Origin of the sequence: Natrinema salsiterrestre (genome assembly GCF_029502005.1) — an archaeon.
In the GTDB taxonomy this organism is placed as follows: domain Archaea; phylum Halobacteriota; class Halobacteria; order Halobacteriales; family Natrialbaceae; genus Natrinema; species Natrinema salsiterrestre.
The window spans coordinates 16,850-29,264 of record NZ_JAMQOT010000005.1 but is presented as its reverse complement, the minus strand read 5'-3'; the positions used below and the strand labels follow the sequence as shown (position 1 = coordinate 29,264).

7 protein-coding genes and 1 tRNA gene are annotated in these 12,415 nt (G+C 62.4%); 5 read left to right on the top strand and 3 right to left on the bottom strand.

The window, feature by feature from the left end; all coding sequences use genetic code 11:
• Positions 1–155: 155 nt before the first annotated feature.
• The 3 genes from NDI89_RS14400 to NDI89_RS14390 all read left to right on the top strand — a co-directional run bounded on the left by NDI89_RS14400 (position 156) and on the right by NDI89_RS14390 (position 3,010).
• Positions 156–1,370, top strand: a complete 1,215-nt coding sequence (locus NDI89_RS14400; protein ID WP_277522306.1) for an inositol-3-phosphate synthase — start codon at positions 156–158, stop codon at positions 1,368–1,370.
• A 30-nt stretch (positions 1,371–1,400) separates the two neighbouring features.
• Positions 1,401–2,798: an alkaline phosphatase family protein gene (locus NDI89_RS14395; RefSeq protein ID WP_277522305.1), complete on the top strand. Its 1,398-nt coding sequence runs from the start codon at positions 1,401–1,403 to the stop codon at positions 2,796–2,798.
• Between the two features lie 137 nt (positions 2,799–2,935).
• A tRNA-Glu gene (locus NDI89_RS14390) sits at positions 2,936–3,010 on the top strand.
• A 226-nt stretch (positions 3,011–3,236) separates the two neighbouring features.
• On the opposite strand, the gene NDI89_RS23935 is transcribed toward NDI89_RS14390, so the two are convergent.
• From NDI89_RS23935 to NDI89_RS14375, 3 genes are all read right to left on the bottom strand, one after another.
• Positions 3,237–3,419 carry a hypothetical protein gene (locus tag NDI89_RS23935; RefSeq protein ID WP_277522960.1) on the bottom strand — a complete coding sequence of 61 codons (183 nt, stop codon included), beginning with the start codon at positions 3,417–3,419 and terminating at the stop codon, positions 3,237–3,239.
• Positions 3,420–3,519: 100 nt separating this feature from the next.
• Positions 3,520–3,744, bottom strand: a complete 225-nt coding sequence (locus NDI89_RS14380) for a hypothetical protein (protein ID WP_277522304.1) — start codon at positions 3,742–3,744, stop codon at positions 3,520–3,522.
• 18 nt (positions 3,745–3,762) lie between these two features.
• Complete coding sequence (locus NDI89_RS14375) at positions 3,763–4,365, bottom strand: hypothetical protein (protein WP_277522303.1); 603 nt, start codon at positions 4,363–4,365, stop codon at positions 3,763–3,765.
• 862 nt (positions 4,366–5,227) lie between these two features.
• On the opposite strand from NDI89_RS14375, the gene NDI89_RS14370 reads away from it, so the two are divergent.
• Together NDI89_RS14370 and NDI89_RS14365 are read left to right on the top strand one after the other, a co-directional pair.
• A complete protein-coding gene (locus NDI89_RS14370) occupies positions 5,228–8,998 on the top strand; it encodes a DUF2298 domain-containing protein (RefSeq protein ID WP_277522302.1) in 3,771 nt (1,256 codons plus the stop codon).
• Complete coding sequence (locus tag NDI89_RS14365; protein ID WP_277522301.1) at positions 8,995–12,303, top strand: DUF2298 domain-containing protein; 3,309 nt, start codon at positions 8,995–8,997, stop codon at positions 12,301–12,303. The genes NDI89_RS14370 and NDI89_RS14365 overlap by 4 nt, the downstream gene beginning before the upstream one ends.
• The last annotated feature ends 112 nt before the right edge of the window (positions 12,304–12,415 follow it).

The following is a 12,415-nucleotide window of genomic DNA, read 5'->3' as shown; positions in this document are numbered from 1 at the left end:
GGAAGCCATAACGAAACCGGTACGGTCCCCACGTTCGTGGGAATGATCCCGACCGAACGAGCGATCGGAGTCGACGGGTGGCGCGCGATCGATCCCGGGGGGAGCGGGCGGTCGCAATTCGATAGCCGTTACCCGTCGAGCGGGGAGGATTCGCGATGAGTCAGGGGACGGATAGACCGGTCGACGAGCGAACGGGGGTCTGGCTCGTCGGTGCCCGCGGGAACGTCGCGACGATGGCGATCGTCGGTGCCCGCGCGATCGCCCGAGGGCGTACCGGGACGACCGGAATGGTCACGGAACGCGAGCAGGTCTCGAGCCTCGATCTCCCGCCGGTCGAGGGTCTCGTCTTCGGCGGCCACGACATCGAACCCGAATCGATCGTCGCGCAGGCCGAACGCCAGCGCGACCGAAACGGCGTCCCGGACGCGGACGCGCTCGAGGCGGTCCGAGACGACCTCGCCGAAATCGACGAGCGGATCGAGGTCGGGACGGCGATCAACTGCGGGGCCGCCCTCTCGGAAGAGAGCGAACGGTTAGACGAAGACCTGGCGATTCGGGAGGTCGTCGAGCAGATCGGTGACGATTACGAGTCGTTCCGCGACCGCCACGACCTCGAGCGGCTCGTCGTCGTCAACGTCGCCTCGACGGAACCGGAACTGCCCGATCCGGAACGATACGACAGTCGAGACGCCCTCGAACGGGCGATCGACGAGGACGACCGCGACCTGCCGGCGAGCGTGTGCTACGCCTACGCCGCGATCGCCGGCGGGCATCCGTTCGTCAACTTCACGCCGAGTACGGGCAACGCCCTCGGCGGGATCCGCGAGTTCGCGGCCGAAAACGAGGTCCCCCACACGGGACGCGACGCCAAGACCGGCGAGACGCTCGTCAAGTCCGCACTGGCGCCCATGTTCGCCGGGCGAAACCTCCACGTCATGAGCTGGGAGGGGCACAACATCCTCGGCAACGCGGACGGGCTCGTCCTCGAGGACGAGGCCAACGCCGCGGGGAAGCTCGCGACCAAGGGCGACGTGCTCGAGTCGATCCTGCCCGACATCGATCACAACCGGGTCCGGATCGACTACACGCCGTCGCTGGCTGACTGGAAAACGGCTTGGGATTACATCCACTTCGAGGGCTTCCTCGAGACGGAGATGAAAATGCAGTTCACGTGGGAGGGATCCGACTCCGCGCTGGCCGCCCCGCTCGTCCTCGATCTGGTGCGCCTGATCGCCCACGCCGACGAGCACGGACACGGCGGGCTCCAGCCCCAGCTCGCGTCGTTCTTCAAAGCGCCCCTCGGCGTCGAGGAGCACGACTTCTCCCTGCAGCTGAATCGCCTGTACGACTACGCCGAGCGGTACCGCTGACCCCGACCACCACCTGCCCACAGTGAAACCATGACCGAACCGACGATTCCCGCCGCGACTGACACTGCAGGCCGCGTGATCGTTCTCGACGTCGTCGGCCTCCGGCCCGAACACGTCGACGCCGACCGAACGCCGGCGCTCGAGTCGTTCGTTTCGACCGAATCGATGACCGACCTCCGGCCGCCGTTCCCCGCCGTGACGGTTCCCGCCCAGACGACGCTCGGGACCGGGCGCGGCCCCGGCGAGCACGGCGACATCTCGAGCGGCGAGTACGACCGCGAGCGCGACGCCGCCGAGTTCTGGGAGCGCGACCGCGACGGACGAGACCGGCTCTGGGAGACCGCGAGCGACGAAGCGGGGCTGACCACCGGCGTCCTGAACTTCCAGCACCTGATCGGGACGAGCGCCGACGTCGCGGTCACCCCCTCGCCGATCGAGGACGAGAACAACGACATTCTCGAGATGAACTGCTGGACGAACCCGGACGGCTTCTACGACGACCTCCGGGCGGAGCTGGGTCACTTCCCGCTGCACAACTACTGGGGCCCCGGGGCGAACGAGGAGGGAAGCCGCTGGATCTTGTCGGCCGCCCGCGAGGCGATCGATCGGTTCGATCCCGATCTCCTCTGGATCTACGTTCCCCACCTGGACTACGTCGGCCAGAGCGACGGCCCCGAGAGCGACGCCTTTACCGAACAGCTCGACGTCGTCGACGGGCTCCTCGAGGAGTTCCTCGACTTCCTCTCCGCGACCGACCGCTGGGACGAGACCCTGCTCACCCTCGTCAGCGAGTACGGCTTTCACGAGGTCGATCGGCCGGTGTTCCCCAACCGCGCGCTCCGCGACGCCGGCCTGCTCGAGACGGCCGACGACGGCGACGTCGATCTCGCCGCCTCGGACGCATTCGCCATGGTCGACCACCAGATCGCACACGTCTACGTCGACGAGGGGGCGATCGAGGCCGCTCGCGACGCGCTCGCGGGGCTCGCGGGGCTCGAGGGGATCGATACCGTGCTCGAGGAGGCGGGCAAAGCCGAGCGCGAGATCGACCACCCGAACGCCGGGGAGTTCGTCCTCGTCGCAGCGCCGAACGCATGGTTTCAGTACTACTGGTGGGACGACCGCGCGAACGCGCCGCCGTACGCGACCGAGATGGACATTCACGCCAAGCCCGGCTTCGACCCCTGCGAGCTGTTCTTCGGCGACGAGGGACTCGTCTCGCTGGACGCCTCGAACGTGAGCGGCTCCCACGGTCGCGTCGACGAGTCCGCGTTCGGGTGTTTCGGGCTCGGTGGTCCGGCAGCACCCGCGCTCGAGGGGGACGAGCCGGTCGACGCGATCGACGTGGCCCCGACGATCGCGGATCTGCTCGGACTCGAGGGTGAGTTGTCGATGCCGTTCGAGGGGACGTCGCTTCGGCGCGGGTAGGACGGTCGACGTCCTCTGGCGTGAGATCGCTATCGGTGTCAGAGATATTATCGGTCAGCGTGCGTGATACCGTGCCACTGCTGGATCGGAACGGAACGCTTTTCATTAGCCCTCGGCAACAACCAGTTGCGAGACGTGCTCCGTTGGTGTAGTCCGGCCAATCATTTCGGCCTTTCGAGCCGATGACCTGGGTTCAAATCCCAGACGGAGCATACGACGGCCTTGCTGTCATGCAATTCTCACTTCGCTCTCAACTGGAGTAGACAAGAGTCTCCAAGATGATGGGAGAGTTGTGCTTTCTAACCCGATGCCTCATAGCGATTCTCCCATCTCCGCTTCGGCTTCAGGCGCAATAAAACCCGTTCGACAGTGCCGCTTCCGGTCATGAGTAGTATGCTATTTGATAGGAATAGAAACGTCCGGGTGGGGGTATGTTGGCTAGGTAATGCAGAGTCGAAACTCACCAACAACGGATCTTACTTCGAGATCCGTGCTTGCAGAGTCAACGAGGTGTTCGAGTGCCTCGATATCGACTACTCGGCACAGTTGGTACTCGTTCTGATCGAGTCCCTGCTCTTCGATCACGCCGACGATTTCGAGGAGAAGGTTCCGATCACTCACCCTCGAGCTCCGCGTCGACGACGCCCAAGCGGCCGCCTGCGAGACTGGGTTGTCGGTCTGGTAGGATATTACGTCGGTGTGGACCGTGATCGTTGCGGGGCTACCCGCGAACCTCGCGCTCCCGCGTGCGGACGTGACTGCCATTCGTGACTTCGAAGACGATGCGGTACTGACTTCCTTCGCCGTGCTTGACCTCGAAGGTTCGGTCACCGGAGTCGACCGATCCGCTCGCGTCAATCGTCTTGGAATCGATCGATTTGTTCGGTTTCGAATCGTCGTACACCTCGAGCGTGATACGTTCGAGGTCACCGTACTGATCTGACACGGTCCAGTCGATGCGAAGCTACGAGTGTGGGTTCGGCGTATCGTGGGCCGTCACGTTGAACTCATCTATCACGGGCGGTTCGTCGGTGGACTCCTCGGCAATGGTGAACTCGCGCCTGCCGCCGAACACCTCACCGTCGCCGGCGTCCGCGACCGCGCGGACCTCGTACGTTGCATCGCTCGAGAGTCTCTCAAGCGACTCGCTGAACTGGACGGTCGACTCGAGTCGTTGCGCCTCGGTCATTTCCCAAGTATCGCTCCCAGATTTGCGCCACGAGAAGGAGACGGAGACGGTATTACCACCGTCGTTGTCGACGAGTTCGCCGTGAAGCGTCGCTGACGACGCGGTTACGTCGGTTGGTGTTCCGGTCGCGACGACCGGCTCGGTCGGTTCGTTGCTACTGTCGTCCGAACCACCGTAGCCGCCGGTCCCGTATCCAGCTTCGCCGTAACCGGTAAATGTCGCCGCTTTCGTCTCCTCTGCGGCGGGAATTGGAACGGCGGCGAGGCCGAGCACCGCGAGTAGCGATCGACGGCCGATCGTCGAATCGCCGTCGCCCGCACGTAACGTTTCGACCGGTGAAGAAGTCCTCCTCGAGCGATCGAGTGGCCGTTGCGTCATTCCAGACTTCTCGTCGGGCATGACACAGCTACGTTCACGTCGAGCTATCTATCCGCGGGTGGACGTATTAGCGTTTTAAAGGGTACCGGACTGAGAGTGAGCTGTGACGATCAGTAGCGAATCCTGAACAGATCCTGCCGGGAGAGGGCAGTACGTTCGCCCGGCCGACGAAACGGTAGATCTGCTGACCGGGATACGAACTTCCATGGATCCGATTCATTTGTCCGAGCGTCCTCCGTTGGTAACATCTTGTTACGACAGTTTACGGCAACGTGACGGACCATCGATCGGGATCGACCGGAACTCAAGCGCGAATCGGCGTCCTCTTTCCGTCCCAAGCTCGTCTGCCGTTTCGAGAAAGCGTAGACACCCTTCGTCCAGGCATGGTCCCCGCTGAAACCGGTGAAGGGAAAATCCATATCTACGTCCGTCCACGGCTGGACGATCGGTCGACTGAATCCTGAGCCACAGTCGATTCGAAACGATATCCTACAGTAGTGTAGTCAATCGACTGACCGTTCCATTTGACGTTTCCTCGCGAAACCGACAACTCGTTTTCTAACCGCCGGTCCGGTCGGTGGACTTAGGAATTACTTCTCTTGATGGTAATGAATCGACGTCGAACGGACACCGAACACGCGATCAAGGCCAATCCCTGGGCCATCGTCGAGTGTGGGGCCTTGGCAGCAGAGCGAACAGTAGATCGAATCAGTGACGGGTTCGATACGGATCTCGTGATTTCGACCGACGAGACGGGTGGGTGTCTCCGTGCCGTCATCGGACATATCAACTCTAATCGGCCTCGGTGGCCGTGGCGACCTGCTCTCCAATCGGTAGTGACCGATCACCCCGGAGTCGATCGATGATCGGCGAACTCACAGTCGTCGCCCGCTGGTTCGCCGTTTTGTTGGTGCTGTTCGGTCTCGGACTCCCGCTCTCGAGCGCGTTATTCGCTTCAGTCCCGGGGCGCGGTGCCGGCTTCGCGCTACCGGTGTCGCTAACGATCGTCGGTCTCCTCGTGTTCTGGTTCGGCCACCTTCGTTTCAGTCACAGCGTCGTCCTGCTCGCCATCGGGATACTCACGGCGCTGGGAGGGTATCGCGTGTACCGTGATGGTGTGGATTTAATCGACCGTCGAGCGACGGCGGAATCCGTGGTCGTATTCTCGACTGCATTCGCGCTCTTGTTGGGTATTCTATCACTGAATCCGAGTATTATGCCCTCGCACGAACACTTTCTCGACATCGCTATTCTGCAATCGCTTCTCGAGGGAAACACGCTCCCACCGGAAGACGCATGGTTCGCTGGTGAACCGGTCCGCTACCACTACGGTGGGCAGCTTCTCACTGCGATTCTGATCGAGCTGACAGGGATTTCACCACAGTACGGATACAATCTCGCCGTCGCAACATTTTACGCGCTACTGGTAACTGGATCGTACGAACTCGCCGGTTCGATCGCTGCGACGAAGGGACGGTCGCGCCGACTCGGTGGTCTCCTCGGCGCGTTCTTCGTCGGCATCGCGAGCAATCTGTTCGTCCCGCTTATTCTGATTACTACATGGCTCCCGAACGAGCTTGCGGCGCCCATTATCGCGATATTCTCACCCCACATGACCGACGGGAGAGCCGCGTTACTGCGTGATGGTTTCGCTCGGTTCCGCTACGACGATCCGGTATTTATTCTTGAAGAGGGATTGACTTCGTTTCCCTTCCTGGCGGGGATTCACAGCGAGCTTCACCCGCATTTGATGAGTGGGCCGTTTCTGGTGCTGATCATCGGATTGCTCTACGCGTATTTCACGACTCCCTCGGACGATCACTTTCATCGACGGCTGCTCCTGATTGTCGCATTGCCGCTCGGTATCGCGATGACGACGCTGATCGACACGTGGACACTTGCGACGTCGGTCGGATTTGTCTGGCTCACAGTGACGTTTGGAACCACGTCAGACGCCGTTCAACCGGTCGTTAGACGGGCAGTAGGAACGAACGCGCCCGACTGGGTGACGCGCGAAGTATCGACGATATACCGTGGGATCGTCTCTGCGATACTAGTCGGAGTTCTTTCGGTTGTCTGTTTGACGCCGTTTTTCGGTACGATCGTCGGCGGGGGAGAGGGAATCGCGCTCGTCAGTTCTGACCAGCGCACCACGGTTCCTCAGCTCGTTATTCTGTACGGAGCGTTCGTAACTATCACGGTGGGATACCTCCTCGCGTATAGACAACACCTCTTCGCTACGAACGGAGGGGTGATCGACCAGCGAAACGCTCCCTCCGTATTGGGACGGGAACTGGATCGACGGAAGATCGGATTGATCATAACGGGGCTACTCAGTGTGTTCCTCTGGGTCGCTCTCGATCTTCCCGCAGCGATACTGTTCGGGCCGTTGCTGTACGTCAGCTGGATACGTGCTCGAGCGACCGGCGAGTTCTCGATGGTCCTTCTCATTGGCGTGGTCGGCATTCTGCTCACGATCGAATTCGTCTATCTCGACGATATGGAGACGATTCTCGTCGGCCGAACGAACACCGTCTTCCGGGCGTACTTCCAGACGTGGATCGTTTGGGGGGCTATCGCGGGCGTCTTTTCGCTCCAGTTGCTGGATCGGAACTGGCTTTCGAGTCGGAAAGCAAAGCGAACGGCGACTGTCGCGTTGGTGACGGTGGTACTCCTGACGACTTCGATCTACGGCGTTCTCGTAATCGGCCAGTTCGTTGAAGGAGCGACAGAGCCGCCCGACACGACCGGCTACTACACGACTGACCAGCCGGGGCTGAACGTGAGCGGCGTTCACGAGCCGACGACGTACGATGGAGCTGATTTCGTTCCGCTCGGTGATACCGCGATCAGGGACGGCGACGTATTTGCCGCGAACAATACGGGGCAAGTGTGGTCGGGACCGTACGCGTGGCTCTATCCGGGCGTCTACGAAGTCACCATCGTCGTAAACGCGACCGGCGATGACGATCCAGTCGGCGGGATAACGGTCAAAGGCCAGGAACGAATGGAACACGACTTCGAGGTGCTGAACGGCACGTCGGTGAACAAAACCGACGGCTACGAGCGGATATCGCTCGTGATCCGGGTCAATCAAACCAGAGACAACGTCGTCTTTCGCGGCTACCTTCAGGACGAGAACGCGACGATGCGGCTTGAGTCTGTAACCGTCACTCCCCTCGAGACGCTAGCGGGACGTTCCAACGTCGATATCGACGACGAGGATCCGACGCTGGACGGCCACCTCTACGCAAAAGCGATCCATCCAGCCGAAATGGACGCGATCGACTGGCTGGGCGAGCACGTCGACGGTCAGCCGACGCTAGCGTCGGCGCCCGGCGGCCGGTGGCGCTGGGACAGCGCTCCCTCGAGCCTGACCGGCATCCCCACCGTCGTCGGCTGGGAACACCAGCGCGTATACCGGGGCGAAACCGCCTACTACGAGCGCACCCACGACGTCGACGCGCTCTACCAGGGGACGCCCGCCGAACGCGTCGACATCCTCGAGAAGTACGATGTCCAGTACGTCTACGTGGGCCCGCCCGAGCGGGACCGATACGGCGAGGTTCGGCCCTTCACGGAACTCGAGGGAGTCTCCATCGCCTACGAAAACGACGCGGTCACGATCTACGAAATCGATCACGACGAACTCGAATACGACGGGACCTACGAGATCGACACGACCTACCGGTACGAACCGGAGACGCTGTTGGGCCACCCGCCGACGGCCGAACTCGAGGACGGTCGACTCGTCGCGACCGGTGCTCGCGACTTCGCGTGGTACGGTCCGCGAGATCTGTTCCACCCGGGAACCTACGAGGTGACGTACTACCTCGACGTCTCGGGCGGAACCGAGAGCGACAATGGTGCCGTCGCCGTCGATACGACGGTCGGAATGATCCGGAGTCAGACCGAGGCCGAAGTGCTCGCGAACCAGACGGTCAACGAGACGGACGGACTTCAGGCGGTGACTCAGGAGTTCGACCTCGAGCAAACCCGCGGCGACGTCGAATTCCGCGGCCGTCTGCTCGACCCCACCGCCACCGTCGAACTGGCCGGGATCGACGTCGTTCGCGAGGACGGGCTCGGAGACGACGATCCGCGGCGAGTAGATCCCGACGCTCTCGTCGCCATCGATGCCGGAGAGCGAACGGACGACGGAATCGTCGCGAGGGGTAACGAATCGAACGAGTCGCAGGAACGAGCGTGGGCCGGCCCGTACGAGGCGTTCGGGCCAGAGACGTACGGAGCAACGTTCGAACTGGAAACGGCCGCCGATAGCGACGACGAATCGATCAGCCAGGTCGGAGTAACGAGGGGGTGGAAGACGCCGAGTGCCACGTTCGAGACGCTCGAGACGGCGCCGATCGAAGCGGCGAACGGATCGCAGAACGTCACCACAGAGTTCCGGTTGAACGAAACCACGACGGACGTCGGATTCGAGGGGATCGTGGGTCCCGGGAACGGAGCGGAGCTGCTCGAGTCGGTCGTCGTCGAGCGGACCGGACCGGCGGCTAACTCGACTTCTCAAGCCGCTCGTGTACCGAGGCAGACTCACCCGGATCGGCCCGGCGAAAATGTCGACCGACGACGAGAACTCGTCCCCACTGGGACGGGAGCTGATCCGCCATGATCGGCGACCTCGCGATCGTCGGCCGCTGGTTTTTCGTCCTGCTAGTGTTGCTCGGTCTCGGCGTCCCCGTTGCGAGCGTATTGTTCGCGTCGCTTCCCGGGCGCGGGGCCGGCTTCGCGTTGCCGACGTCGCTGACGATCGTCGGCTTCCTCGTCTTCTGGTTCGGCCACGTTCGATTCGGGGGCATGACGGTGGTTGCCGCCGTCGCGATACTCGCGATCGCGACGGTGTTCTTCGTCGCTCGAGGTGTTCCGATCGACCGTCGCGCGACAGTCGAGTCGGCGCTCGTGTTCGCGGCCACGTTCGCGTTCATCGTCGGCGTTCTCTCGCTGAATCCGAGTCTGTTGCCTCAGCACGAACACTTCTTGAACCATTCGATCCTACAGTCGATACTCAGAGGTGAGACGCTCCCACCGGAGGACCCGTGGTTCGCCGGGGAGCCGATTCAATATCACTACGGCGGCCCTCTCCTATCGGCGATCTTGGTCGAACTGTCGGGCGTCGATCCGCGCTACGGGCACAATCTCGCCGTCGCGACGGTCTACGCGCTGCTGGTAACTGGATCGTACGAACTCGCCGGCTCAATCGCGGTAGCTCGGGATCGATCGCGCCGCCTCGCCGGTCTCCTCGGCGCGTTCTTCGTCGGTATCGCGGGCAACCTCTTCGTCCCGCTCATCGTCGTCACGTCCCGGGTCCCGGACAGGATTGCGGAGCCGCTACTCGTGATATTCGCTCCCCACCTGACGTGGGCTAGGGCAGAGCTGTTGTGGGACGGCTTATCCGAATTCCGGTACGACGATCCGAAGTTCCTGATCGAGGAAGGACTGACGCCCGTTCCGTTACTCGAGGCGCTACACGGTGAACTCCACGCACACCTCTCGAGCGCGCCGTTTCTCGTCTTCACGGCCGCGCTCTTGTACGCCTATTACCGGACGCCACTGGAGGATCGACGTCGCCGACGAGCACTCCTCTTCGCCGCGGTTCCGATCGCTATCGGAACGACAACCGTTATCGACGTCTGGACGCTCCCGACGGCACTTGGATTGTGTTGGCTCGTCGTGGCGTTCGACTCCGCCGGAGCCAACGTCGCTGCTCGTCTCCGTCGAGCGGATGGTTCGGAAACGGAAGACCGGCTGGTAGCCGAACTGTCGTCGGTCCTCCGTGCCACTGTCGCTGTGATCGCGATCGGTGTGTTGACGGTCGCCAGTTCGGCGCCCCTGTTCGCGACTATCAGCGTCGAAAGCGGAACCGTCGCGCTAATCGGTTCTGACCAACGTACCACCGGTCCCCAACTCGTCCTCCTGTACGGTGCGTTCGCGGGTGTAACGATCGTCTACTTCGTCGTGGTCGACCGAGTCGACTCCACCGTCGGCGGTGATCAATCGACTGACGGGGGAACGCAGCGGACTCGGACCGTGACGATCCCGGTGCTCAATCGGGAGACGAGTCTGCGCAGACTCGAACTTGCTGGCACCGCCGTGCTCGCTCTCCTCCTCTGGCTCACGATCGATCTTGCGGCCGGCGTCATATTCGGCCCGCTCCTCGTTCTCGCGTGGTGGACCGCTCGCGAGGACGATAACTTCGCGATGGTGCTGCTCGTTGCCGTTTCGGTGATGCTGCTGACGATCGAGTTCGTCTACCTCGACGACCCGGACCCGATCGTGGTCGGCCGAACGAACACCCTTTTCAGGGCGTACTTCCAGACCTGGGTTCTCTGGGGAATCGCCGCTGGCGTGCTATCAGCGCGTCTCCTCACTCGCGATCGACTCCCGTCGCGAGATCGGCCGGTGAACGGAGGCGCCGTTTTAGTCGCAGTAGTACTGGTCATGACGTCGTTATACGGAGGAATCGCTTTCGCTCAGTTCGTCCACGGATCGACGTCCCCGCCCGATAACACCGGCTATTACAGCCACGAACCGCCCGGATTAGAGGTGAGTAGCGTCCACGAGACCAGAACGTACAGCGGGACTGACTTCGATACGACGCTCAGCAGTGGCATTATCGACGGCGAAATCGTCGCCTCGGGTGCCGAGAGACGGGTGTGGTCTGGCCCGTACACGTGGCTCCAGCCCGGCGTCTACGAGATTGTTGCCGTCGTCAACGCGACTGCCGAGAGCGAGGACGAAGACGAACGGGTCGGGACGGTCGCCGTCGAGGGCCGGATTCCACACGAACGCGAGCAGACCCGATTCGAAACAATGCCGATCGGTGAAACCGACGGCTATGAACGGGTGTCGACGACAGTGCGAATCAATCGCACGCACGAGAACGTCGTCGTCGCCGGCGAACTCGAGGAGGAGAACGCGACGATACGGCTTAAGTCGGTGTCGGTCACGCATCTCGAGACGCTGGACGGCCGATCGGGCGTCACCGTCAACGACGAGGATCCGACGCTGGACGGCCACCTCTACGCGAAGGCGTTGCACCCGGCGGAGATGGACGCAATTAGTTGGCTGGATGACCACGTCGAGGGACAGCCGACGATGGCGTCGGCGCCCGGCGGCCGGTGGCGCTGGGACAGCGCTCCCTCGAGCCTGACCGGCATCCCCACCGTCGTCGGCTGGGAACACCAGCGCGTATACCGTGACGAAACCGCCTACTACGAGCGTACCCACGACGTCGACGCGCTCTACCAGGGAACGCCCGCCGAACGCGTCGACATCCTCGAGAAGTACGACGTCCAGTACGTCCACGCGGGCCCGCTCGAGCAGGACCGATACGGCGAGGTTCGGCCCTTCACGGAACTCGAGGGAGTCTCCATCGCCTACGAAAACGACGCGGTCACGATCTACGAAATCGATCACGACGAACTCGAATACGACGGGACCTACGAGATAACCGAACGATATCGGTACGAACCGGCGGACTTCCGGCCACTTGCTTCGTCGGCCGAGCTCAAGGACGGTCGGCTCGTCGCGACCGGCGCTCGCGACTTCGCGTGGTACGGTCCGCGAGATCTGTTCCACCCGGGAACCTACGAGGTGACGTACTACCTCGACGTCTCGGGCGGAACCGAGAGCAAAAATGGTGCCGTCGCCCTCGACACGACCGCCGGAATGGTTCGGGGGCAGACCGAAGCCGAGGTTCTCGCGAACCAGACGGTCAACGAGACGGACGGACTCCGGGCGGTGACCCAGGAGTTCGACCTCAAGCGAACCCGCGGCGACGTCGAATTCCGCGGCCGTCTGCTGGATCCCACCGCCACCGTTGAACTGGAGCGGATAACGGTCGTCCTCGAGCGGAATCCGGAGGACGAAACCGGCGCAGCCGACCGAATCACTCGATCGTCGAGGAGAATGGACTGACGAACCGGGACACTGGATGCAACTCGTGCTTGCTGCTCGAACAGGTTCCATCCGACTGTAGGACGAGCGTACTACCGACGGTGCGTCATTTTCGTCGGTTCGGACAATATCG

Coding starts and splice junctions, on each gene's coding strand:
- NDI89_RS14400 (WP_277522306.1), top strand. CDS start 156: ATGAGTCAGGGGACGGATAGACCGGTCGACGAGCGAACGGGGGTCTGG.
- NDI89_RS14395 (WP_277522305.1), top strand. CDS start 1,401: ATGACCGAACCGACGATTCCCGCCGCGACTGACACTGCAGGCCGCGTG.
- NDI89_RS14375 (WP_277522303.1), bottom strand. CDS start 4,365: ATGACGCAACGGCCACTCGATCGCTCGAGGAGGACTTCTTCACCGGTC.
- NDI89_RS14370 (WP_277522302.1), top strand. CDS start 5,228: ATGATCGGCGAACTCACAGTCGTCGCCCGCTGGTTCGCCGTTTTGTTG.
- NDI89_RS14365 (WP_277522301.1), top strand. CDS start 8,995: ATGATCGGCGACCTCGCGATCGTCGGCCGCTGGTTTTTCGTCCTGCTA.